Below are 23,414 nucleotides of genomic sequence, written 5' to 3' on the forward strand. Positions count from 1 at the left end.
ATTATCTCTTTTTAATATTTATACCAATACATCAAATTCGTAATCAGTTACCGGTGGGCAACTACATATGAGGGTACGGTCTCCAAAAGTATCATTTACACGACCCACCGAAGGCCAAAACTTGTTTTGCTTTAAGTATGGTAATGCAAATGCGGCTTGCTCGCGGCTATAAGGCTTATCCCAATCACTTGCAGTTACCGCGCTCATAGTATGCGGTGCATTTTTAAGTGGATTGTTTTTTCCATCAATAAGAGCTTCTTCTACCGCTCTTATCTCTGCACGGATGGCAATCATCGCATCGCAAAAGCGATCCAGCTCTTCTTTAGGTTCAGATTCTGTGGGTTCTACCATTAGCGTTCCAGCAACCGGAAACGAAACCGTAGGCGCATGAAACCCATAATCCATTAACCTTTTTGCTACGTCGGTAACTTCAATGCCAAAGTTTTTAAAGCCTCTACAATCCAAAATCATCTCATGGGCGCAACGTCCATTAGCGCCGGCATACAAAACTGGGTAATGTTGCTCTAAGCGGCTTTTGATATAGTTAGCGTTTAATATGGCAAATTGGGTAGCGCGGGTTAAGCCCTTTGTGCCCATCATGGCAACGTAAGCGTGCGAAATTAAAAGAATAGACGCCGAACCCCAAGGCGCCGCAGAAACCGCGTGTATTGATTTTTCGTGGTTGATATCCACCACGCTATGTCCGGGTAAATAGGGTACAAGATGACTAGCGACACCAATTGGTCCCATACCAGGACCGCCTCCGCCATGCGGAATGCAAAAAGTTTTGTGCAAGTTTAAATGGCAAACATCTGCACCAATGGTTGCCGGGGAGGTAAGCCCTACCTGCGCGTTCATATTGGCACCGTCCATATAAACCTGTGCGCCGTGTTTATGGATGATATCGCAAATTTCAATGATGGACTCCTCAAAAACTCCGTGGGTTGATGGGTAAGTCACCATCAGGCAACTTAAGTTAGCCGCGTGCTCTTCGGCTTTCGCGCGTAAATCAGCAACATCAATATTGCCCCGTTCATCACATTTTGTAACCACAATTTTCATCCCGGCCATTGCCGCAGAAGCCGGATTGGTACCGTGCGCAGACGAAGGAATTAAAACCACATTACGGTGTTGTTCTCCGCGATCATGATGATAAGCTCTGATGACCATCAATCCGGCATATTCGCCCTGTGCGCCTGCATTGGGTTGCAAACTCATCGCTGCAAAGCCGGTAATTTCTGCCAACCAGGTATTCAACTCGGCCATGATTTGCATATAACCGCCAGTTTGGTCGGCAGGCGAAAATGGATGCAAAGAAGAAAATTCTGGCCATGTAACCGGAATCATCTCTGTAGTGGCATTTAGTTTCATAGTGCAAGACCCCAAAGGAATCATAGAATGGCACAAAGAAAGATCTTTTGCTTCTAACGATTTAATGTAGCGCAACATCTCATGCTCCGAGTGGTGCGTGTTAAAAACCGGATGCGTTAAAAAATCACTAGTACGCTGTTGTGAAACGGGAATGGTGCTTTCAACTTCTTCTGCCAAAGCATAAATATCTATATCGTTTAGCGTCTTAGCTTTTACCTTCCCAAAAACCTTTACAATGGTTTCAATATCGTGCAAACGGGTAGTTTCATCAAGTGCAATGGTGATGATGTCGCCGTCGTAATTTAAATTGAACTGGTTGTTCAAGGCTTCGGAATGTATTGGGTTTACCAAATCGCCGACAGAAAACTTTAAGGTATCAAAGTAGCTTTCGTTTAGCTGCTGATAACCAAATTGCGCCAAGGCTTTACTTAGCAAAACAGCCATACCATGTATGCGCTGTGCAATGGCTTTTATGCCCTGCGGACCATGGTAAGTGGCATACATTCCTGCCATAATTGCCAATAAAGCTTGCGCCGTACAGATGTTTGAAGTGGCTTTATCTCTGCGGATGTGCTGTTCGCGGGTTTGCAAAGCCATGCGCAAAGCATAATTGTTATGGGCGTCGATGGTAACGCCAATTAACCTGCCCGGCATACTGCGTTTGTAAACTTCTTTGGTAGCAAAATAAGCAGCGTGTGGGCCACCGAAGCCCATGGGTACGCCAAACCGTTGGGTAGTGCCTACTACAATATCAGCACCCCACTCGCCCGGAGGGCTTAGTAAGGCAAGGCTCATCAAATCTGCTACAACGGTAAGTTTGATGTCTTTTTCGTGCGCTGCAGTTGCAAATTCACCGTAATTGTAAACAGCACCTTGCCCCGCCGGATATTGCACTAAAGCACCAAAAAAATCTTCATTTAGTTCCGCTGTTTGGTGATTGCCGATGATTAAAGTGATGCCGTAGGGCTGTGCGCGCGTTTTTAAAATGTCGATGGTTTGTGGAAACACCTCTTCGGAAACGAAATAAGATTTTGCGTTTTGATTTTTACGCAAGCTGTATTGCATAAACATGGCCTCGGCGGCTGCAGTGCCTTCATCCAACAATGAAGCGTTGGCAATTTCCATCCCGGTTAAATCAATCACCATTGTTTGGAAATTTAACAATGCCTGCAAACGCCCTTGCGAAATTTCTGCTTGGTAAGGCGTGTACTGTGTGTACCAACCCGGGTTTTCTAATACGTTTCTTTGGATAACCGCCGGCACAATTACATCATAATAGCCTTGGCCGATGTAGGATTTATAGACTTTATTTTTCGATGCCGTTTGGCGCAATTTGTTGAGGTATTCAAACTCGCTTTTAGGCTCGGGTAAATTAAGTGCCTGTTTTAATCTGATGTTTTCTGGAACGGTTTGATTTATAAGGGCATCCAGACTGTCGGCGCCAATGCTCTTGAGCATAGCTTGGGTGTTTTGCAGGTCTGGGGCGATGTGTCGGGTTTCAAAAGCTTCCTTATAAAATACATTCAATTTCATTGCGCCGGGAGAGGTGTTTTATCTGATGAAAAATTAAAGCGTTATGCATTTCATAACACGGCGCAAAAGTAGGTAATTTGTAAATTGAAATGAGATTTAAGACGCAAATTTTCGTAAATTTATTCCGAATGCGACAACGAATTCCTGCGGACTGTTTAACTTTTATTGAAATGTCGGAAGAAGTGGAAAATTTAGCTAAAACCTATATTTCTGAACGGGCATTAGGGAAAGCAAGCGAAAATGACGCCTATCATATTGCATTATCATCAGTTTACCGGTTAGATTGCTTAATAAGCTGGAATTTTAAGCATATTGTTAATTTTGATAAGATAAAAATGTTTAATTCAATCAATATGCGGATGGGTTATCCATTAATAGATATTCGTTCGCCGCTAGAGTTTTTGAAAGATGAAAAATAACGAGCAAAAAGAATTCGATAGTGTTGCTTTTTTTCGAGGTATCAAAGAAAAATTAGCTAAGAAGATGGAAGGAATGACATTAATGCAGAAGCGTGAGTTTATGCAGAAAGTGCGAGAAGGAAAAATCAAAATTGCCTAAAATTTATAAGACTTACGAAGTTTCAAAAACTTCGTAAGTCTGCCGTGCTATTTCAACTGATATAAATAACGCTGAATAGTGTTTTCTAAACCTAAATACAAAGCATCGCAAATTAAGGCATGACCGATACTTACCTCTAATAATCCGGGGATGTTTTCTGCAAAATATTTCAGGTTGTTCAAATCCAAGTCGTGCCCCGCGTTTAAGCCAATATCTAGCGCTTTTGCTTTTTCTGCTGCCGCGATGTAGGGCGCAATAGCTTTTTCTTTATCGTGCAGGTAGTTTGTTGCATAACTTTCTGTGTAAAGTTCTATCCTATCGGTTCCGGTAGTTTTTGCCGCTTCAACCATTTCTACGTTAGGGTCCACAAAAATAGAAACGCGAATGCCGGCTTCTTTAAAAGTTGCGATGATATCCTGAAGATAATTCTGATGTTTAACGGTATCCCAGCCGTGGTTGCTAGTAATTTGGCCCTGCGCATCCGGAACTAAAGTAACTTGTGCGGGCCTATTAGCAAGCACTAAATCAACAAACTTTTGCTCTTGGCAGTTACCCTCAATGTTAAACTCGGTATCAATTTGGCCTTTCAAATCAAAAACATCTTGATAGCGGATGTGGCGCTCGTCTGGGCGGGGATGTACGGTGATGCCTTGCGCACCAAATCTTTCGCAGTCTAAAGCTACCTTTACCAAATCAGGATTATTGCCACCTCTTGAGTTGCGAAGTGTAGCTATTTTATTGATGTTTACAGATAATTTGCAGTTCGACATGTTCATTCATTTAAGCCCGATGCTTCAACGCATCATTTCTAACAATTCTTGTACGTATTTACGGTCGTTAGCCAAACGTGGCACTTTGTGCTGTCCACCCAACTTACCTTTGGCTTTAAGCCAATTGTAAAAAATCCCATTTGGTGCCTGATGCACCGTGGGCCGTTTTAACGCCATATCTTTAAAACGCTTGGCGTCATAGTCCGAGTTTACCTCGCGCAAGGTATTGTCTAGTATGTCTATAAAACGCTCAAATTCTTTGGGTGCTTTTTCAAACTCGATAATCCATTCATGCGCGCCAGGCTCGTTATCCTTAAAATAAATTGGGCAGGCCGTGTAATCTCTAATTTGTGCGTTAGTATCGTCGCACGCTTTTTTAAGCGCTTTTTCAGCATTATCGATAATTACCTCTTCCCCAAAAGCATTGATAAAATGTTTAGTGCGCCCGGTAATTTTTACCCGGTAAGGGTTTTTGGTGGTAAACTTAATGGTATCCCCAATCATGTAGCGCCAAAGGCCGGCATTGGTACTGATTACCATTGCATAGTTTTTGTCCAATTCCACATCAGACAAAGAAACGGTGTTCGGAAATTCTTTGTCTAACTCTTCTGGCGGTATAAACTCATAATAAACACCATAATCTAGCATCAATAACAAATCATTAGAGTCGCTTTGGTCTTGGATGCCGAAAAATCCTTCGGAAGCATTATAAGTTTCCAGATAGTACATCTGCGGATTATCAATCAGTTTTTTAAACTGCTCGCGGTAAGGCTCAAAATTAACTGCACCGTGTACATAAAGTTCTAAATTAGGCCAAACTTCCATTAAATCTTTTTTACCGGTGATTTCCAAAATCCGCTTTGCTAAAACGATGGTCCAGGTAGGCACGCCGGCAATATTGGTCACATTTTCGCCGATAGTGGCATGCGCCATTTTCTCAATTTTTTCCTCATAATTATCCATCAAAGCGATGGAAATTCCCGGCGTCCGCATCATCTCTGCCCAAAAAGGTAGATTTTTGATAATTACGGCCGATAAATCACCATAATAAGAGTCGGGGCTAAGCTGGTTTATTTGATGGCTACCACCCAACACCAAACTTTTACCGGTAAACATTTTAGCATCTGGGCGGTTGTTGCAATAAATGGCCAACATGTCTTTTCCGCCTCTAAAGTGGCAATCTTCTAAAGACTCCTCACTTACCGGGATAAACTTGCTTCTATCATTAGTGGTGCCGGATGATTTGGCAAACCATTTAATTTCCGAAGGCCATAACACATTTTGCTCACCTGCCAGCATTTTTTCAATGTAGGGTTTTAAAGAATCGTAGGTTTGTACCGGTATCCTTTCTTTAAAATGCTCAACAGTCTCTATCGAGCGGTAATCGTATTTTTTCCCCCATTGCGTACCTACGGCATCATTGATTAACCAACCAAACCACTCTTCCTGCACCTCTTCGGGGTATTTCATAAACAGCTCTATCTGGTGCATACGTTTTTTTATGTACCAGTTTAAAAAAGAGTTAACTATTGTCATGTTTTTTTTAGGGAGTTCATTAAGTTCACTGGTTCATTAGTCATTAGTACCTGTTTTGTGGTTAGGAGTTCATTAAGTTCACTGATTCATTAGTCATTAGTGGATGTGCCTGACGGTTAGTTCATTGGTTCTTATGGACAGGCCACAGCTTAATGTCCGCAACGTTCTTGATACTTGTGTCTCGATACTCAAAATCAAACACATATCTCACATCTCAATACTCACGTCTCTTTAAAACTTCTTAATCTTCAACTCAAAATGTTGCCCTAAATAAAATTTACGTGCCATCTCATTATCAGCAATTTCTTGCGGGGTGCCTGTAAGCATAATGTTTCCTTCGGCCAATAAATAAGCCCTATCTGTTATGGACAAAGTCTCGTTAACATTATGGTCCGTAATCAAAATACCGATGTTGCGGTGTTTTAATTTGGCCACAATCATCTGTATTTCTTCCACGGCGATGGGATCCACACCGGCGAAAGGTTCATCTAACAATATAAACTTAGGATCTGCCGCCAACGCACGCGCAATTTCCGTTCTCCGGCGTTCGCCTCCCGAAAGTAAATCGCCACGGTTTTTGCGCACCTTATGTAAGCTAAATTCGTCTATCAGCTCTTCTAGTTTATGCTTTTGTTCGTTTTTTGGCATTCCCGACATTTCCAAAACCGCCAAAATATTGTCTTCCACACTCAGTTTCCTAAAAACAGAGGCCTCTTGTGCCAAATAGCCAATGCCTTTTTGCGCCCGGCGGTACATGGGGTCTTCGGTAATTTCTTCGTCTTCCAAAAACACCTTGCCTTCGTTGGGTTTAATTAAACCTACAATCATGTAAAATGAAGTGGTTTTTCCGGCACCGTTTGGTCCCAACAATCCAACAATTTCGCCTTGGCTAACATGGAAAGAAACATTGTTTACCACCACGCGCTGTTTGTATTTTTTGATCAGATTTTCTGCTTTTAAAATCATGTGTTTAATAAGTTCTGATGCCTTTTATGTTGAGTTGAATGGTTTTTCGTTCTTTCCAAACGTTTTGTTCTACGGTATAGCAAACGTCAAAAGGCTTTCCGAAATTGATTTGTTCCAGGTAATCACCACAGCCGAAGGCAATGCAATCAAACAAAGGGCTGTCTTTCTGTCTGATGGTCATTTTTAAATGGTTGTTGCCCACAATGCTGCCATAACGGTACGAAGATACATTTCTGCTGATAAAAACCGGTGGCATGTTTTGCGGTCCAAAAGGGGCAAACTGGTTTAAAATCCGGAAGAATTTAGCATCGATGTCGCCTAGTGCCAGTTCGTCCTCAATCACAATTTCTTGTGTGAGCAAATTATCTGTGATGGATGCCGACACTACTTCTTCAAAACGCTTGCTAAAAGCTTCCACATTTTCGGCTTTCATGGTTAGGCCGGCGGCGTATTTATGCCCGCCGTATTGCTCTAGCAAATCGCTGCAGGCGGTAAGCGCCTCATATAAATCGTAACCCGAAACAGAACGGCACGAGCCCGATACCAAGCCGTTAGATTTTGTTAACACGATGGTTGGGCGGTAATATTTTTCGGTCAGTCGAGACGCTACAATTCCGATTACGCCTTTATGCCAGCTTTCGTGGTACAATACGGTTGATTTCCTATTCACCATTTCTGGCGAGTTTCCAATCATCGCTAAAGCTTGTTCGGTAATATTTGCATCGTGCTCTCGGCGTTCGGTGTTTTTAAGGTTAACGATAAAACCGGCATCTTCGGCGGTTTCGGCAGAGCTTGCAATCAAAAGCTTAACCGCGTTTTTGGCGTCATCAATCCGCCCTGCGGCATTAATTCTTGGACCTATAGAAAATACAATATCCGTGATGCTAAAATCATCCGTCTTGTTAGAAAGTTCTTTTAAGGCTTGCAAACCTTTACAAGGGTTTTCATTTAGTTTTTTTAAACCGAAATAAGCTAATATGCGGTTTTCGCCGGTAATTGGGACAATATCCGACGCGATACTAACCGCTACCAAGTCTAAAAAACAGTCGACTTCACTACGGTCTATTTTGTTTTTAAGCGCAAAAGCTTGGATAAGTTTGTAACCCAGTCCGCAACCCGAAAGTTCTTTGTAAGGATAGTTGCAATCCGCACGTTTGGGGTCTAACACCGCCACTGCTTTCGGAATTTCTAAGCCGGGTAAGTGATGGTCGCAAATAATAAAATCGATATTTCTTTCTTTGGCGTAATTGATTTTTTCAATGGCTTTAATGCCGCAATCGAGGGCAATTACTAGGGTGTAACCTCGCTCTGCTGCGTAATCTATCCCTTGGTACGAGATTCCGTAGCCTTCCTGGTACCTGTCTGGAATGTAATAATCAATTTTATGGTGGAGCTTTTTAAAAAACGAGTAGGTGAGGGCTACCGCGGTAGTACCGTCCACGTCGTAATCCCCATAAATTAAAATCTGTTCATTATCAGCAATTGCGGCTTCAATGCGGGCAACTGCGATGGCCATATCAGCCATCAAAAAAGGATCGTGTAGTTGGTTTATTGTGGGCCTAAAAAAAGATTTAGCATCTTCAAGCGTTGCTATCCCGCGTCTCAACATCATGCTTGCCAGTACTCCGCTAACGTTCAATTCGTTGCTTAACTTCTCAACCAATTGTGCATCAGCTTTTTCCTGTTCTACCCACCTTTTTTCCATATATTTGCTTTGAATCACCCGTAAATATACAGTATAAAGTGCTTGCTAAGCAATACCATTTGTCCATTTTAACGGGTTTTTGATACTTTAAATATTTTCTGATTTGCGAGTTACAGCCTTGTTTGAAGGGTCTTTTTCTGTTGATGCTTCTAAAAAATTTATTCCCTTTAATCCATCGGTAGATAAAGCCAGCGACCGTCCGGCGTCTTTGTTTGTGTTTATACAGCCGTTTCTAATAAAAACTGCAGAAGATTTGATTTTGATTGATACTGGTTTGGGCTTCAGTGATCTATCTGGAGAGCTTATTTTACATAAAAACATCCGCAACGCAGGTTATAAGGCAGAGGATGTGAGCAAGGTGTTAATGTCGCACCTGCATTTTGACCACAGTGGCGGGATGGTGATGGATAATGGCGGAAGCTTGGGTTTAAGTTTTCCGAATGCCGATTATTTTATCCAGCGCGGCGAGTGGGAGAGTGCTTATAGCAGCAATTCAAGTTCGTATAAAACGGAGATTTTTGATGTGGTGCAACGCTCGGGACAGATTGTGTTTTTAGAGGGCGACGGAGAAATTGACGAACATATTTCATATGAGGTTACAGGCGGACACACCCCTTACCATCAAGCATTTCATATTGAGAGTGAAGGAAAACACGTGTTTTTTGGTGGAGACGTAGTGCCTGAACCCGAGCAGCTGCAACGGAAGTTTATGGCTAAATATGATTATGATGGCCGCAAAGCGATGGAAGAACGTTTAGTATATGGGCAAAAAGCGGCTGATGAAAACTGGATTTGCTTATTTTACCATGCTAAAACAAAAGCGATAGGTACAGTGGAAATTATAGATGAAGCGGTAAAGATTAAGGATTTAGGCCATAATGTTTAATGATTGGTAAAGCTCTTTGATTTTTTCTACCGTTAAGGGTTTTGATATAAACTTATTAACTGTGTGGTAGGTTTTCGCTTTTGCGATATCATCGTTATAAACGGAAGAAGAAAGCATGTTTATGCAGATTTCTTTTCCCAACTGAGGTTTTATTTGCTCGTACTCATCTAAAAACTCCCAGCCATTCATTACCGGCATGTTAATGTCTAAAAAGATAATGTCGGGAAGTTTTTCAGCATCGTTCAGGTTTGTTTTTATATAGTTTAGCCCTTCCAGGCCGTTTAAGCGGGTGCTAACGAGTGTTTTAACCGGGATTTTATCAATTAACCTTGCGGCGATAAAGTTATTGATCTCGTCGTCGTCGATAATTAAAATCTGTAAAGGTTTATTTTCCATGCACGCTTTTTTACGAAATAGTGTTTGTGAGGTTACAAAAAAACACGTTTTTTTTGATTTTGTATCGCACACGCAAACTAATGTTTAGCCACACAAAAAATAAGCCTAAGCTGCAATAACAGCGTTTGAAATGTATGATTGTTACAAATAAAAAATCCAGACCGGTTAAGAGTCTGGATTTCAAATGCTTTGTAGCAACTATTTTTTTGCAACCAAATTGATGTTCAACTCAAAATGGTCGTCAATAGCTTTATCTCCTAAACCTGCTAAGAAGCTACTGGAGCCATATTTAATTTCATATTTGGTACGGTCAACTTTTACACCATTAGCAACAGCTACTACAAGGCCGTTTTTTTGTTTGATGTTGGCCTGGAAGCTTAGGGGATGGGTAATGCCTTTGATGGTTAAATTTCCGGCAATTAAAGCGTTTCCATTGCTTTGTGGTGTAACTTTAGTGATCACAAACTTTGCATTGCTATATTTATCAGTATCAAAAAAATCTTCAGATTTTAAATGGCCAAGCAGTTTTGTTGCACTCGTACCGCTCAAATCTTTAACTGTTATGCTGTTCATGTTAATGTCAAAGCTTCCTGATTGAAGTTTATTGCCATTTAAAACCAATTGTCCGCCAGATAGCGCTACCTCGCCATGATGTGCTCCGGTTACTTTTTTGCCAATCCATTCTATTTTAGAACGGGTGGTATCAACCGTGTAAACATCAGAAGGCGCTGTAAAAGCCAGCAGTGAAATGGTGAGGGCTAAGAAAAGCGAGAGTGTTTTCATTTACTAAATGTTAATTAACAATGCGCAAAGATGCTTTTTAAAGTTGCATGTTCAAACATGTAACAAAAATATTTTAGTCACGTGTTCCGCTATGGCAGTTAGGTATATTTTATCGCCGAAACAGAAGGGTAAAACAGGCTCCTTTGCCAACAGTGCTATCAACTTCAATCTTGCCGTTTAACGCATCAAGATGTGACTTAATGATGAACAAACCGATTCCTTTCCCTTGCACTTCTGGATTGAAACGTTGATATAGCCCAAATATTTTGAACTTATTCTTTTCCATATCAATACCAATCCCGTTGTCTGCAAACGTAAACCTAGTATAATTGTTATCTTCTGAAGTTGAAATTTTAATTACCAAAGGCCGTTCTGGCGAGCGGTATTTAATGGCATTGGTAAGCAAGTTTTGAATGATGCTTTGAAAGTAGGGCTTTGGGTAATAAATATCGGCCACAGCCAAATCAAGTGTAAGTGATAAACCGCTTTCAATAATGGTTTGTTCCAAAGATTGGGTTACATCGCTTATGGCCTGCGCAATATCTATTTTGTCAATTGTGTGGGTTTGGATTTTTTCTTGCGAAACTACGTCAATCAGATCATCTAAAGTATTTTCCAGCTGTTTGATGGAGGATTGAATTTTGCTGAAAATCAGTTGATTTTCATCGTCAAAATCCTCGCTGTTTATCATGGCGGCAAGTGAAGATAAATTCACTATAGGCGCGCGCAAATTGTGTGAGGTGATGTATGCGAATTTCTTAAGTTCGTCGTTCCTCCGGGTTAATTCTTGAGAAACCTCCATGATTTCTATCTGTTTCTTTTTTAACTCGTCTATACTTAGCAAAACGCCAGATATTTTAGTGGTTTTTCCGTTTTCTGATATTAGCTTAGCCGAAGAGATAACGTAGATATACTCGCCATGCGCATTCTCAATCCTAAACTGCACCATTTTTTTACGGGCGCCGTCCTGGTTTTTGTCAAACAATTTCTGGGTCAGCCTTAGATCTTCGGGATGTATCTTTTTAAAGAAATTGGCTTCAGTAAACTCGTGACTTTCTGGGTAAGATAAAATCCGCTTAAATTCTTTGCTGAAACGGGATTTATTGCCATCAAGTTGGATGGTCCACAAGCCAATGTCCGAATTTTCGAGAATCAGCTCTATTTGTTCGCGGCTTTCATTAGCCATTTTCTCTGCATGTTTTCTCTGTTCAATTTCTGTTACTAATTCTTGGGTTTTCAACTTCACCCTTTTACGTAGCTGAACGTTGATCAAAGAAATACCTACTGCAATGCTTAAAATAAAAATTGAAACATAAATTAGCGGTACTAACCATTGGGCAGTATTATTAGCGCCTGGCATGTAAACAAACTTCGCAAGATTGAAGTCTTTGTCGGCTATGTTAAGTTCCTGCAATAAATGCAGCATATATTTCCAGCGTCCTAAATTGTTATGGCCAACTTCAACCAAATCTGGCATAATCAAGCGCTTCACTTCTTTCGCCTCATGCACCAATTCATCTCTTGTTACCCCGTAAGCTTTAACGTCCGGAAGCGTCAGAATATAGTCGATGAGTTCTTCTTGGTGTGCTAAAGCGTATTTCCAGCCTTTTAGCGATGCACGGATAAAGGCGTCAGTTCTTTTTGTATCGTCGTAAGCGAACTTTTTTGTTGAAAATATAACATCGCCATAAAAGTCAACGCCATATTCTTCGGGCCGCATGATGTTGATTTGGTAGCCCATGTTCCGGAGTCTTTGCGGTTGCGATGTGATGTATGTTACTACCGCATCTACATCCGGAGAACCAATTTCTTCCGAATCCTTGGTTCGGTCCGTTACCTTTATTTTGGCAGGGTCAAGCCCTTCTTTTTTTAAAATGGCCTTAAATATACCCCACCCTTGATCATGGTCGGCTAAAATGTTTTTCCCAATTAAATCTGCAGGTTTGGTGATGTTTTTACTTTTTAAACTTACCACGCAATAGCCAGAAGATTGCATAATGGTGGCCAACACGCACATCTGCTTTGCTTGATGTTGTTTTAATAAAATGCCCGAATCAAACACGCCTACATCGGCTTTGCCATTATAAACTTGCTCTACCGGCGAAACGCCGGGGCCACCAGGGATAATTTCTACTTCTAGCCCTTCATTTTTATAAAAGCCTTTTATTTGTGCAGCATAATAACCCGCAAACTGAAACTGATTGCGCCATTTTAATTGCAATTTTATGGGGTCTTGTTTTGCAGCATTGGCATTTATAGTACCTAAAACAACGCATAAAGCAAGGAATGTTGGTTTCCACAGTTTATAAACGACGTGTTTACTAAGGTTTATGCCCATACGGTTTTTAGGTTGTGCGGGGACGCGTTATAAATATAAGGAAAACTAAAAGATTGTAGCAAACAAAAAATCCTGTTGGCAACTATACCGACAGGATTTAATAATTGTTGGAAAAGAAAATTTTAAATAGTGAAACTGCTTAAGCTTACAAACTCTTTTACGCGCGCAGTAATTTCATCTTTTTGAAGGTTTTTGATGCGCTCGGTGCCAAATTTTTCTACGCAAAAAGACGCTAAAGCCGAACCGAAAACGATTGCGTTTTTCATGTTAGAAAAATTAATAGTTCCTACGCTAGCTAAATAGCCTATAAAACCGCCTGCAAAAGTATCGCCGGCGCCAGTAGGGTCAAATACCTCTGCCAAGGGCAATGCCGGCGCAGAAAAAATTTGATCGCCGTGAAAAAGTAAAGCCCCATGTTCCCCTTTTTTAATAATCAGGTATTTTGGGCCCATTCCTAAAATTTTGTTTGCCGCTTTCACCAAAGAATATTCTCCGGAAAGCTGGCGGGCTTCTGCATCATTAATAGTTAAAACGTCAACCAGTTTTATTGTTTCTAGCAAATCATCCATGGCTACATCCATCCAAAAGTTCATGGTGTCCATTACAATTAGTTTTGGGCGCTTTCTTAGGCGTTGGATAACGGTTTTTTGGATTTGAGGTGTAAGATTGCCCAACATCAGATATTCGCAATCTTGATAAGAATCTGGGATAATAGGATCAAAATCTGCTAGCACATTCAGTTCGGTAACTAAAGTGTCGCGGCTGTTCATATCATTATGATATTTGCCTGCCCAAAAGAAAGATTTTTGACCTTCTTTAACTTGCAAGCCTTCTACGTTTATCCCATGGTTTTCGATTTCTTTAATATACTGGGGTAAAAAATCATTGCCAACAACGCCAACAATTTTGGTTTGGCTATACAGGTACGATGCAGCTAAACTTGCATAGGTAGCTGCACCACCCACAATTTTATCAGTTTTACCAAAAGGAGTTTCAATAGCATCAAAAGCCACGGTTCCTATTACGACTAAGCTCATATATGTTAAATTTTTTTTACAAATATTGCATATATAAATTAAAATACCGAACATTGCACTCCCGAAAGGTGAATGCCTTTTGGGGTAACCAGAAACTCCTAAGTAGCTCAGCTGGTTAGAGCATCTGACTGTTAATCAGAGGGTCCCTGGTTCGAGCCCAGGCTTGGGAGCAAAATAGAAAAGCAGTGCACTTCAGCATTGCTTTTTTTGTTTTTAATGATTTGTGGCGAAGCGCCTAAGAGTAAACATAAAAAAACAGTAATCGGTTAAAACAAAAAAAGCCGACTTACGTCGGCTTTGGAGTGGTGGGAGATACTGGGTTCGAACCAGTGACCCCCTGCTTGTAAGGCAGGTGCTCTGAACCAGCTGAGCTAATCTCCCTTTTTGATCTTCAACAGTGTGTTTGTTGTTGATTGGGATTGCAAAAGTAGAGCATAAATTTATAAATCCAAAAAAAAGTGAATAAAAAAGTGTCTTAAAATCAAATAATTTTTTAACTTGCTTGATGTCAGCTAATTATTTTTCGTCAGGTAAGTAAATTTTAAGAAGCTATCAGCCGGTCGTTTAATAAGCCTTCTGCTGGCTTAGGGTTTATTATGGAATATCATCAAGAATGTATAAAGTCTTTAAAAATTCGTAAAAAAACAAGGTTTTACCATAAATTATTTTAAGTTTGCGCCCGAACTTCTAAATTTTCTGAAAATGTCTAACATTAATGATTCGTTGAATATCATCAAAACAAGAAACGCGAATGAGCCCGAGTTTCTTCAGGCCGTTACAGAGGTGGCCGAATCAATTTTCCCTTTTGTAGAACAGAACCCTATTTATAGAGATAACAAGGTTTTTGAAAGAATGGTAGAGCCAGAGCGGGCTATTCTTTTTAGAGTGCCTTGGGTAAATGATAAAGGTGAGGTTGAGGTAAACAGAGGCTATCGTGTACAAATGAACAGCGCAATTGGTCCGTACAAAGGCGGTCTGCGTTTTCACCCATCGGTAACTTTAAGTGTGTTAAAGTTTTTGGCATTTGAGCAAGTATTTAAAAACAGCTTAACAGGCTTGCCAATGGGCGGTGGTAAAGGCGGTTCTGATTTTGACCCAAAAGGTAAATCTGACAACGAAGTAATGCGTTTTTGCCAAAGCTTTATGACAGAGCTTTACCGTCACGTAGGTGCGGATATAGATATCCCGGCAGGAGACATTGGTGTGGGTAAGCGCGAGATTGGCTATTTATTTGGCCAATATAAAAGAATTAAAGGCGAGTTTACCGGTGTTTTAACCGGTAAAGGCGCAGAGTGGGGCGGTAGCCACATCCGTCCGGAAGCAACAGGCTACGGTTTGATTTATTTTGTGGAAGAGATTTTGAAAACTCAGAACCTGAACATGAAAGACAAGATAGTAACCGTATCCGGATCTGGTAACGTTGCGCAGTTTGCAGTTGAAAAATGCATCGAGAAAGGAGCTAAAGTGGTAACCATGTCAGATTCTGAAGGTTTTATACATGATCCTCAAGGTATCGATTCTGAAAAATTAGCTTTCATTAGAGATTTAAAAGAGGTGAAACGCGGCAGAATTAAAGAATATGCAAAAAGATTCCCTGGTGTAACATTTTATGCAAATGAAAGGCCGTGGAAAATCAAATGCGATATTGCATTGCCAAACGCTACACAAAACGAGTTGAATTTAGAAGATGCTTCTAAGCTTATTACTAACGGATGTATTTGTGTTGCCGAGGGTGCTAATATGCCTTGTACGCCAGAAGCGGTTAACGCTTTCAATTCTTCCAATATTTTTTATGCGCCCGGCAAGGCTTCTAACGCAGGTGGTGTAGCGGTATCTGGTTTAGAGATGTCTCAAAACTCGCAAAGATATTCTTGGACCCGCGAAGAAGTTGACCAGAAATTAAAAAAGGTGATGAAAGACATCCATGATATTTGCGTGAAGTTTGGGAAAGATGAAAATGGCCGCGTAAATTATGAGCGGGGTGCAAATATTGGCGGTTTTGTTAAAATTGCCGATGCGATGTTAGCACAGGGAGTGGTTTAACCTTAAACAGACACATTAATATTAAATCGCCAAGCAGAAATGTTTGGCGATTTTTTATTTAAAAAAGATTAGTAGAAAGCAAAAATAAGCAAAACGGTTAAAACCGTTTATATACAATGCTTTATAAAACAGTAGTCTTAGTTTGGAACTCGGTGTCTGATAGGTTTTGGTCTTAAAAATACAAAGATAGGTTACTAATTCGTTACCGATTAGCAAAGGTAATTAAAGGTGTAACAGATTATATTTCAGTGTTTTGCCCTATTTTTCATATTCCCTTGTAACTCAATACAATTTAATTTTAAACATTAAACATTTGAGTTATGGAGCAGACAAAAAAATCTACGTTCAAATTACTTTTCTACCTGAAAAAGAACGAGCCGAAAAAGAACGGTAATGCCCCGATTATGGCACGTATTACTATTGATGGAACACCTAAGACTTTAGGAACAAAGTTAGAAATCAACCCAAATAATTGGGATTTAAAGTATGGAAGAGTTGAAGGCAAGAGTGCAAAAGCACTAGGTATTAACCAAAAATTGGATAATATACGGGCACGTATTGATACCCTTTATGAAGATATGCTGAAACACGAGGGTTTTGTAACGGCACAAAAGCTGAAACTTGCATTTCTCGGTGTTGGTATTATGGAAGATTCCTTGCTGAAAGTCTTTAAGAAGAACAATGACGATTTTGGGAAAATGGTAGTACAAGGAGAACGCTCCGAAAGTACCTACTACAAATACAAAATTGTCTATAACCACGTTACTGAATTTATCAAAAGCAGGTATCATCGTGATGACATGGCGTTCAGGGAATTGACGTGTGATTTTATCAGAGAGTTTGATTTCTTCCTTAGAATAGACAAAAAGTGCACACACAATACTGTTTGGGTATATACTATGCCACTCTATCGTGTTGCGGAAATAGCTGTCAAAAACGGTCTTATCAGGAAAAATCCTTTTGAAGATTATGAAATAGCGATGAAGGAAAATGACCGTAGCTATTTACTCAAGGAAAACGTTGAGTCCCTGTTATTACACAATCCTTCAAAACAAAATTATGAAATTGTAAAGGATCTTTTTGTATTCAGCTGTTTTACAGGACTATCTTATATAGATATTAAACAACTTAAAAGTACTAACATACAATCCTTTTTTGATGGTCACGATTGGATTATAAGCCGAAGACAAAAATCTGATGTTGCCTCTAATGTTAGGCTTATGGAAATACCCAAACGTATTATTGAAAAATATAAAGGTACTACCCGAAATGATTTTATTTTTCCTGTTCCAACTAATAAAATTTGTAATAGCCATATAGACAAACTTGTTCAAGAATTAGAGATTGTTACAGAACAAAAAGTAACCTTTCACACCGCAAGGCACACATTTGGAACAATGTTTTTAACAGAGGGTGTACCCCTTGAAAGCCTTAGCAAAATGATGGGACATAAAAACATTTCTACCACTCAAATCTATGCCAAGATTACCAGTCAGAAAATTAGCAAGGATATGGATTTGGTATCGCATAAATTTGCAGGAATGGAAGCCGCATTTTCTGAAATGGAGAAAGAGGTTATCATTTAGAATTTATATACACACAGAGCGAAGCAGGATTATGTCCTGCTTTTTTTATGCCCATACTTAATCCTCAAAAGCACATTTATTCCTCCAGCACCCATCCCATGCAATAAAAGAGCTTTGGCAGGATGACTTAATAAACCATACTGAAAAACTATCCAATCTTATCCCTCAACAAATATTTTCAGTACCGTTTACGTGGCCTCCAAAGCCACAATACTTTGAGATACTAAAATAAATTCTGCTAAATGTAATTGCAGGTTTTGTAATCATAAGGCCATTTCCTCAATGCCTTTTTCAAGTGCTTCCACATGATTTTTTATTCAAGAACCGATATGCTTTTTTGTTCCATTTCAAGAGCAAAGGTATTTCCGTGTTCTTAACGCAGAAACAAGGTCGTGCCTTCCTGGTTTGCAAAAAAAATCTCCACCCATTCGGGTCGTATTTTTTTGACAAAACCTTGTTCCTGCTAAACACTAACCTTTTTATGCTCGTGAAACGAAACAAAGCATACTCCGGCTCTTTAGACGAATAAAAAAAATGTCAGAAATGAAAAAATACAGCATTGGAAATGGCAAAAGAGTGAAACGAAACTTCAGCACCTCCTCTCATTGCCGAATAAATCAAGGGAAAAATCAGAACAAAATTAATAACGCAAAAAAGTAGAAATCATGAACATTACAGGAAGACTGACAAGAGATGCGGAAGTACGCACAACGTCACAGGACAAACAAGTAGTAAATTTTTCAGTAGCGACCAACGACAGCTACCGTAACAAACAAGGTGAGCGTGTAGAGCAAACAACCTATTTTGATTGCTCCTATTGGATAACCCCAAATGTAGCCAAGCTACTTACAAAAGGCACTTTGGTAGAACTATCGGGAAGAGTAAGTACAAGAGCGTGGACAGGCAATGACGGAGAGCCAAGAGCAGGACTGAATTTCCATACCTCACAAATCAAACTGCACGGCGGTGGCAAAAAAACGGAAACGGTACAAGCCACCACAGGCACAAACAATAATAAGACAGAAGACGACCTACCATTTTAACAACGAGTATTCAATCATTTTTTAACATCAAAATTTTAAGCATTATGGCACATAATATCAATTTCAACGAGAGAACAGGACGTTATTCATTTTTTAGCGTTCAGCAAAAAGCGTGGCACGGTTTGGGGCAAATCGTAGAACAGTACCCGACAAGCGAAGAAGCTATCAAGCACGCAGGGTTAGATTACGAAGTCGTAAAATCCCCACTATTTACAAAAGGTTCGGGCATTATCGAAACGGCTAACGGTATTGAGATAGGCAGTAGTGAATTGGAAGTACCTAACTATTTTGCTAACATACGCACCGATAACAATGCAGTATTGGGAGTAGTCGGAAAGGATTACCACATAGTACAAAATCGTGAAGCCTTTAATTTCTTTGATGCAATTGTAGGTGGTGGCGAGGGTATTCTCTATGAAACCGCAGGAGCATTAGGAAACGGAGAACGTATTTTCATCACAGCCAAATTGCCTGACTACATCCGTGTCGGTAATGGCGATGATGTTACGGAAAAGTACATCTTCCTAACCACTTCGCACGATGGTAGCGGAAGTATCACAGCCGCATTTACTCCTATCCGTATAGTTTGCCAAAACACCTTAAACGCTTCGTTACGCAGTATGACCAATGTGGTTCGTATCAAACATACTTCGGGAGCAAAACAACGTATAGAAAATGCCCACAAGATTATGGGACTTGCCAACACATTGAGCAACCAATTAGAGGGAATTTTCAATGAGTGGGCAAAAGTGAAGGTAACAGACCAAGAGGTTAAAAAGCTAATCCAATTGGCACTTTGCCCGAATAAGGAAACCTTTGATTTGCTAAAAAAGGGTGCTATGGATGAAATTTCCACCGTGTTCAAAAATACCGTTGAGGACGCATTTGCATACGCAATGATAAGCGATACACAGCAAATGGACACAACAAAAGGCACTTTGTTCGGAGCGTATAACGCTGTTACAGGCTACTATCAGAACGTGAGAAATTACAAGAATGACGAAGCCAAATTACAAAGCATTGTATTGGGTGGTACTGCTCAACTCAAATCACAGAAAGCATTTGACTTGTGTAATGGTTTTGCTTTAGATGGTGCAGAAATCCTAAACCTTAATTAAATAACAACAGGCTACCGCCTTAATCGGTGGTAGCCTACAAAATTTCATAACAATGAATACAAATTTTTTCAACCAGATACAGCAGTTGGACTTTACAGGAGTATTACAACTGAACATTTCAAAAGGAATAGAAAGCAACCTAATCGTAACAGTATTGCTTAACAACGAACAATGCGGAGATAGTGCCAAAAACGGTATTCCCCCATTGACATTTAACGCCACGCCCCAAGAGTTTGACGAGGGATTTTTTGAACAGATTACCAAACCTATACAAAAAATATCAGGCTTAATGGTGGATATGGAAAAATTCTTAAAGCAATTGGAAGAAGTTAAAAAACAATCGGCAATCGAGAAAGAAAAAGCCGAAAAGGAGAAAAAGGAAAAAGAAGCCAAAGACAAGAAATTTAAAGATGCTATAGTAAAGGCTGACGAGTTGGAGAAAGAGGGTAAGTTCCGTGAAGCGTGGATGAAAGTACCCGATATAACGGAGTTTCCCGAAAAAGCGGACGAGATACGCAAACGCAAAACATCATTATCCGACAAGTTTGCCACACCGAGCCTTTTCGGAACAATGGAAGAAGCACCACATGAATCGCCAGAGGAAGCAGTTACTGCCGATTATCCTATTGATGAAGCGGACGAAGAAGAATAAAAGTGTTAACCCCAAAATCAGAAAGTTATGTTATTAGCAACGCAATTAGAGCGAGTTTTCATACTCAAAGATAAAGGACAGGACATCAGACTGACCGACCCCGAACCACGTTGGAGCGTGGAAGCCGTAATGAATTTTTACGCCAATATGTACCCGATTTTGACAACCGCAAAAGTATCAGCACCACAAATAAAAGATGATGCAGTCGAGTACAAATTTGAGAGCGTAATGGGTACGAAAGGTTAAACCAAAATTTTAAAACGATGAATTATGCAACGCAACATCATATCGGGAACTATCAGCATACCCGAACAGAAACGACAACGGCAATTGCACCGACAGTTGGGCGAGTTTGCCAATTGGATGCAAAGACCAAAGGATGCAAACCAAGTGCAGAAAGACAAGCAGAAGTCCGTACCGATAGCAATGCTACCAATGGTATTTTAAAGTGTACGTTTCTGCCAAAACTGAAAACAGCAAAATCCGTACAGGCTTGTCAGAAAACGGAGAGGGATTTTCACAAGTCCCTTTCCAAACTTGCCGAGCATCACAGCATTGAGCCAATGCAGACCCAAGATTTTGAGTTTCCATACAATATAGTATTGTCTATGTGGGATATGGAAACCAAAGTAAAACGTACCAATATCAATTGGGAAGGTTTTAAATTGATACAGGATAGCAAGAAAACCTACTTTACAAGTGAGGAACGGTACAACACAGGTACAACCTTGTATTACATTCCAGTTGTGCCACTCTTTCAAATACTCAAAGACCAGAAGCGTAAAAAGACCGCACAGCTTTTACTATCAGTATGCAGTTATCTGTACCACATTGCCCAAATTCCCTATTACAGACAAGAAGAAAGTTATTTGTATTGGCTTTACGAAATGATGAACGATTGGGTTGAACAGGACGAGGAAACGGCAGAAACCGAAACCAACAAACGTGAGTTGAGAAATGCCGAATACATTGGCGATAAGGTGGAACAGAAGTTATTCAACCTCATCAATCTAAAGGTATTTGAAAAGCGTTTGAACCGATTTAAAAGTGTTGATACGTTCGATAGCGAATGTTGGAAAATTGCTCGCAATGCGTTTGCCCTTTATACTGAATATCCAAGCGAAAATATTTTCAGAAACGCAACATTGCCCGAAAAAGACCTTATGATAATGACGAGAATGAAATAATCGGAATGGAAAAGTACATTTCATTTATTGCAGATACTAAAGGCTGGTTATACGAAAGCCTTTCAGATACAATCAACAATGAATTTAACGAGTACGGAGCAATGGAAGAGCCAACTATTTCCAAGCAATTTGACGGAAGCGAAATACCAACAGCCAACCTCGATTTTGAGAACCGTTTGTTTGATTTATTAAATGATTTGAGTGGATTATTATACGAATACAAAACGATAGAAAAATGAACACAACAACAGATATAACAGACCATTTCGGAACATTGTACCACCCAAAATCTGCTTTGGTTTTCTACGAAGCCAAAGGAACAGATACCGATATGTACGTGGAGCATTTTGATATGGATAGCAATGGAACGCCTATAAATGCCCACCCACTGACAGTAAAAGAAGCTAACATTTTGGCAAAGGCTTTACAGACGGATGAAGAAAAAAACACAGCCTTTTTAAAGCCAAAGGGAATTTTGCCTACCAACATTCTGCATATTAATCCGAGCGAAAAAGGTACGGTGCTATGGTACACCAAAACACAGCAAAGGCAGATATATTTTGTGGATAGTTTGGGCATACCCAACGGAAAGGCACAAGTACCGCCAATGCTTTGGTTAGCGAGCAAAAGCAGTCTTACGGTATTTGCTTTGGCAAGCGACAGAAGACCTACCGAGAAAACGCCATTGCATTACGTCCCATTTTTCAATATCTACGAAAAAGGCAACGTATGTATGGGTACTGTTAGTATTGACATTAAAAATTCGGCTTCGGTTGAGGAATTTATACAGGCTTGGGAACATTATTTTTTCAATTCCTATTTCAGCCATTCATTATGCGAAAACTTGACGAAAAAAAACATTGTAAACCTTTGGAAAGACCTTATCAACACAGACAAACCCTTTCCTAAAGAAGTATTAAAAAAGAATAACAAAACCCTTAAAAATCTATTGTGATGAATACAGCAAAAACAGCAATCCATTTTACGGACAATTATCTGCTCAATCCGACAAACCCGATTTCGGTAAACCTTATCGGAGCAGGTGGCACAGGCTCAAAAGTATTGACCGCTTTAATGGAAATAAACGAAAGTTTGATAGCATTAGGACACGCAGGGTTGCAAGTCCGCCTTTGGGATGATGATGTTATCACGAGTGCTAATTTAGGCAGACAGCGTTTTGCAGAAAGTGAAACAGGATTATACAAATCCGTTGCCTTGATCAATCGTTGCAACCGTTGGGCGGGTACAAATTGGAAAGCCGAAACGATAAAATTTGAAAAGGACAAGTTTGGGAGAATGCCCGAAAAAGCAAGGGCAATCATTACCATTACTTGTGTGGATAATGTACAGGCGAGGTTTGGCGTTGCTGAAATTCTGAAAGAACTAAGTTACCGCAGACACTATCAAGATGAGCCGAAATATTGGTTAGACTTTGGCAACAGCCAGCATACAGGACAAGTGCTACTATCTACTATCGGAGAGATAAAGCAACCCAATTCCGAGAAATACCAAACGGTGGCAAGCCTGCCATTTGTTACCGATGAATTTGGCGAATTGCTGAAGCAATCCGAACAAGAAGACAACACGCCAAGTTGCTCCCTTGCCGAAGCATTGGAATACCAGGACTTGTTTATCAATTCCTCATTGACACAAATGGGTTGTTCCTTATTGTGGAACTTATTCCGCAGAGGAATGACCGAATACAAGGGATTTTTTCATAATCTGAAAGATTTCCGTACCCACCCGATAAAAGTCGCCTGACCCGAAAAATCGGGCGGGCAAAAATGCAATTCCTCACTTTGGTCGGAAACGCATTTTTGCATTTAGAATAGGTGCAACCCCCTTGTCAAAATGCACCACTACACAATTCCCTTTCCTTACATTTTACCAAACAGGTTGCGAGTTT

General features: G+C 40.2%; 22 protein-coding genes and 2 tRNA genes. 14 read left to right on the plus strand and 10 right to left on the minus strand.

The window, feature by feature from the left end:
- Positions 1-18: 18 nt before the first annotated feature.
- Complete coding sequence (gene gcvP, locus BCY91_RS05595; protein ID WP_120181037.1) at positions 19-2,904, minus strand: aminomethyl-transferring glycine dehydrogenase; 2,886 nt, start codon at positions 2,902-2,904, stop codon at positions 19-21.
- 170 nt (positions 2,905-3,074) lie between these two features.
- On the opposite strand from gcvP, the gene BCY91_RS05600 reads away from it, so the two are divergent.
- Both BCY91_RS05600 and BCY91_RS17555 read left to right on the plus strand, forming a co-directional pair.
- Positions 3,075-3,323: a PIN domain-containing protein gene (locus BCY91_RS05600; protein WP_120181038.1), complete on the plus strand. Its 249-nt coding sequence runs from the start codon at positions 3,075-3,077 to the stop codon at positions 3,321-3,323.
- Positions 3,313-3,462, plus strand: coding sequence for a hypothetical protein (locus BCY91_RS17555; protein ID WP_182995314.1), 150 nt, complete (start codon positions 3,313-3,315; stop codon positions 3,460-3,462). The genes BCY91_RS05600 and BCY91_RS17555 overlap by 11 nt, the downstream gene beginning before the upstream one ends.
- A 47-nt stretch (positions 3,463-3,509) precedes the next feature.
- Here the strand turns inward: BCY91_RS17555 and BCY91_RS05605 are convergent, their stop codons facing one another.
- From BCY91_RS05605 to recJ, 4 genes are all read right to left on the minus strand, one after another.
- Positions 3,510-4,232 (minus strand): pyridoxine 5'-phosphate synthase, encoded by a 723-nt coding sequence (locus BCY91_RS05605; RefSeq protein ID WP_120181056.1) that lies wholly within the window; start codon positions 4,230-4,232, stop codon positions 3,510-3,512.
- A gap of 24 nt (positions 4,233-4,256) precedes the next feature.
- On the minus strand, positions 4,257-5,768 hold the full coding sequence (locus BCY91_RS05610) for a GH3 auxin-responsive promoter family protein (RefSeq protein WP_120181039.1): 1,512 nt from the start codon (positions 5,766-5,768) through the stop codon (positions 4,257-4,259).
- A gap of 231 nt (positions 5,769-5,999) precedes the next feature.
- Entirely contained in the window at positions 6,000-6,734 is a 735-nt protein-coding gene (gene lptB, locus BCY91_RS05615; RefSeq protein WP_120181040.1) for an LPS export ABC transporter ATP-binding protein, read from the minus strand.
- A gap of 4 nt (positions 6,735-6,738) precedes the next feature.
- The gene (gene recJ / locus BCY91_RS05620) at positions 6,739-8,439 is read right to left on the minus strand and encodes a single-stranded-DNA-specific exonuclease RecJ (protein WP_120181041.1); all 1,701 of its coding nucleotides are present in this window, start codon (positions 8,437-8,439) and stop codon (positions 6,739-6,741) included.
- A gap of 103 nt (positions 8,440-8,542) precedes the next feature.
- On the opposite strand from recJ, the gene BCY91_RS05625 reads away from it, so the two are divergent.
- Positions 8,543-9,325, plus strand: coding sequence for an MBL fold metallo-hydrolase (locus BCY91_RS05625; protein WP_120181042.1), 783 nt, complete (start codon positions 8,543-8,545; stop codon positions 9,323-9,325).
- Here the strand turns inward: BCY91_RS05625 and BCY91_RS05630 are convergent.
- The 4 genes from BCY91_RS05630 to BCY91_RS05645 form a co-directional block, all read right to left on the minus strand.
- Positions 9,308-9,721, minus strand: coding sequence for a response regulator (locus BCY91_RS05630; RefSeq protein ID WP_120181043.1), 414 nt, complete (start codon positions 9,719-9,721; stop codon positions 9,308-9,310). The genes BCY91_RS05625 and BCY91_RS05630 overlap by 18 nt on opposite strands.
- Positions 9,722-9,919: 198 nt before the next feature.
- Complete coding sequence (locus tag BCY91_RS05635; protein ID WP_120181044.1) at positions 9,920-10,504, minus strand: YceI family protein; 585 nt, start codon at positions 10,502-10,504, stop codon at positions 9,920-9,922.
- 109 nt (positions 10,505-10,613) lie between these two features.
- The gene (locus BCY91_RS05640) at positions 10,614-12,842 is read right to left on the minus strand and encodes an ABC transporter substrate-binding protein (RefSeq protein ID WP_120181045.1); all 2,229 of its coding nucleotides are present in this window, start codon (positions 12,840-12,842) and stop codon (positions 10,614-10,616) included.
- Between the two features lie 122 nt (positions 12,843-12,964).
- Positions 12,965-13,879, minus strand: a complete 915-nt coding sequence (locus BCY91_RS05645; RefSeq protein WP_120181046.1) for a PfkB family carbohydrate kinase — start codon at positions 13,877-13,879, stop codon at positions 12,965-12,967.
- Positions 13,880-13,975: 96 nt separating this feature from the next.
- Here BCY91_RS05645 and BCY91_RS05650 point away from each other — a divergent pair.
- Positions 13,976-14,049, plus strand: a tRNA-Asn gene (locus tag BCY91_RS05650).
- Between the two features lie 133 nt (positions 14,050-14,182).
- Here the strand turns inward: BCY91_RS05650 and BCY91_RS05655 are convergent.
- A tRNA-Val gene (locus tag BCY91_RS05655) sits at positions 14,183-14,260 on the minus strand.
- A 321-nt stretch (positions 14,261-14,581) separates the two neighbouring features.
- Between BCY91_RS05655 and gdhA the strand changes: the two genes are divergently transcribed.
- From gdhA to BCY91_RS05700, 10 genes are all read left to right on the plus strand, one after another.
- Positions 14,582-15,922 carry an NADP-specific glutamate dehydrogenase gene (gene gdhA, locus BCY91_RS05660; protein ID WP_120181047.1) on the plus strand — a complete coding sequence of 447 codons (1,341 nt, stop codon included), beginning with the start codon at positions 14,582-14,584 and terminating at the stop codon, positions 15,920-15,922.
- 320 nt (positions 15,923-16,242) lie between these two features.
- Positions 16,243-17,508 carry a site-specific integrase gene (locus BCY91_RS05665; RefSeq protein WP_078704261.1) on the plus strand — a complete coding sequence of 422 codons (1,266 nt, stop codon included), beginning with the start codon at positions 16,243-16,245 and terminating at the stop codon, positions 17,506-17,508.
- A gap of 665 nt (positions 17,509-18,173) precedes the next feature.
- The gene (locus BCY91_RS05670) at positions 18,174-18,551 is read left to right on the plus strand and encodes a single-stranded DNA-binding protein (RefSeq protein ID WP_113264893.1); all 378 of its coding nucleotides are present in this window, start codon (positions 18,174-18,176) and stop codon (positions 18,549-18,551) included.
- A gap of 44 nt (positions 18,552-18,595) precedes the next feature.
- Positions 18,596-19,669 carry a DUF932 domain-containing protein gene (locus tag BCY91_RS05675; RefSeq protein WP_113264894.1) on the plus strand — a complete coding sequence of 358 codons (1,074 nt, stop codon included), beginning with the start codon at positions 18,596-18,598 and terminating at the stop codon, positions 19,667-19,669.
- Positions 19,670-19,721: 52 nt separating this feature from the next.
- On the plus strand, positions 19,722-20,321 hold the full coding sequence (locus BCY91_RS05680; protein WP_078704255.1) for a PRTRC system protein E: 600 nt from the start codon (positions 19,722-19,724) through the stop codon (positions 20,319-20,321).
- 27 nt (positions 20,322-20,348) lie between these two features.
- Positions 20,349-20,567: a PRTRC system protein C gene (locus tag BCY91_RS05685; protein WP_037438461.1), complete on the plus strand. Its 219-nt coding sequence runs from the start codon at positions 20,349-20,351 to the stop codon at positions 20,565-20,567.
- Between the two features lie 17 nt (positions 20,568-20,584).
- The gene (locus BCY91_RS05690) at positions 20,585-21,508 is read left to right on the plus strand and encodes a hypothetical protein (RefSeq protein ID WP_245989010.1); all 924 of its coding nucleotides are present in this window, start codon (positions 20,585-20,587) and stop codon (positions 21,506-21,508) included.
- A 5-nt stretch (positions 21,509-21,513) separates the two neighbouring features.
- On the plus strand, positions 21,514-21,747 hold the full coding sequence (locus tag BCY91_RS17850; RefSeq protein WP_245989011.1) for a hypothetical protein: 234 nt from the start codon (positions 21,514-21,516) through the stop codon (positions 21,745-21,747).
- Positions 21,744-22,463 carry a PRTRC system protein B gene (locus BCY91_RS05695; RefSeq protein ID WP_120181048.1) on the plus strand — a complete coding sequence of 240 codons (720 nt, stop codon included), beginning with the start codon at positions 21,744-21,746 and terminating at the stop codon, positions 22,461-22,463. The genes BCY91_RS17850 and BCY91_RS05695 overlap by 4 nt, the downstream gene beginning before the upstream one ends.
- Positions 22,463-23,269, plus strand: coding sequence for a PRTRC system ThiF family protein (locus BCY91_RS05700; RefSeq protein ID WP_113264898.1), 807 nt, complete (start codon positions 22,463-22,465; stop codon positions 23,267-23,269). Before BCY91_RS05695 ends, BCY91_RS05700 begins: the two co-directional genes overlap by 1 nt.
- Positions 23,270-23,414: the final 145 nt, after the last annotated feature.

It is taken from the genome of Pelobium manganitolerans (genome assembly GCF_003609575.1).
GTDB lineage: Bacteria > Bacteroidota > Bacteroidia > Sphingobacteriales > Sphingobacteriaceae > Pseudopedobacter > Pseudopedobacter manganitolerans.

Coding starts and splice junctions, on each gene's coding strand:
- gcvP (WP_120181037.1), bottom strand. CDS start 2,904: ATGAAATTGAATGTATTTTATAAGGAAGCTTTTGAAACCCGACACATC.
- BCY91_RS05600 (WP_120181038.1), top strand. CDS start 3,075: ATGTCGGAAGAAGTGGAAAATTTAGCTAAAACCTATATTTCTGAACGG.
- BCY91_RS17555 (WP_182995314.1), top strand. CDS start 3,313: ATGAAAAATAACGAGCAAAAAGAATTCGATAGTGTTGCTTTTTTTCGA.
- BCY91_RS05605 (WP_120181056.1), bottom strand. CDS start 4,232: ATGTCGAACTGCAAATTATCTGTAAACATCAATAAAATAGCTACACTT.
- BCY91_RS05610 (WP_120181039.1), bottom strand. CDS start 5,768: ATGACAATAGTTAACTCTTTTTTAAACTGGTACATAAAAAAACGTATG.
- lptB (WP_120181040.1), bottom strand. CDS start 6,734: ATGATTTTAAAAGCAGAAAATCTGATCAAAAAATACAAACAGCGCGTG.
- recJ (WP_120181041.1), bottom strand. CDS start 8,439: ATGGAAAAAAGGTGGGTAGAACAGGAAAAAGCTGATGCACAATTGGTT.
- BCY91_RS05630 (WP_120181043.1), bottom strand. CDS start 9,721: ATGGAAAATAAACCTTTACAGATTTTAATTATCGACGACGACGAGATC.
- BCY91_RS05635 (WP_120181044.1), bottom strand. CDS start 10,504: ATGAAAACACTCTCGCTTTTCTTAGCCCTCACCATTTCACTGCTGGCT.
- BCY91_RS05640 (WP_120181045.1), bottom strand. CDS start 12,842: ATGGGCATAAACCTTAGTAAACACGTCGTTTATAAACTGTGGAAACCA.
- BCY91_RS05645 (WP_120181046.1), bottom strand. CDS start 13,879: ATGAGCTTAGTCGTAATAGGAACCGTGGCTTTTGATGCTATTGAAACT.
- gdhA (WP_120181047.1), top strand. CDS start 14,582: ATGTCTAACATTAATGATTCGTTGAATATCATCAAAACAAGAAACGCG.
- BCY91_RS05665 (WP_078704261.1), top strand. CDS start 16,243: ATGGAGCAGACAAAAAAATCTACGTTCAAATTACTTTTCTACCTGAAA.
- BCY91_RS05670 (WP_113264893.1), top strand. CDS start 18,174: ATGAACATTACAGGAAGACTGACAAGAGATGCGGAAGTACGCACAACG.
- BCY91_RS05675 (WP_113264894.1), top strand. CDS start 18,596: ATGGCACATAATATCAATTTCAACGAGAGAACAGGACGTTATTCATTT.
- BCY91_RS05680 (WP_078704255.1), top strand. CDS start 19,722: ATGAATACAAATTTTTTCAACCAGATACAGCAGTTGGACTTTACAGGA.
- BCY91_RS05685 (WP_037438461.1), top strand. CDS start 20,349: ATGTTATTAGCAACGCAATTAGAGCGAGTTTTCATACTCAAAGATAAA.
- BCY91_RS05690 (WP_245989010.1), top strand. CDS start 20,585: ATGAATTATGCAACGCAACATCATATCGGGAACTATCAGCATACCCGA.
- BCY91_RS17850 (WP_245989011.1), top strand. CDS start 21,514: ATGGAAAAGTACATTTCATTTATTGCAGATACTAAAGGCTGGTTATAC.
- BCY91_RS05695 (WP_120181048.1), top strand. CDS start 21,744: ATGAACACAACAACAGATATAACAGACCATTTCGGAACATTGTACCAC.
- BCY91_RS05700 (WP_113264898.1), top strand. CDS start 22,463: ATGAATACAGCAAAAACAGCAATCCATTTTACGGACAATTATCTGCTC.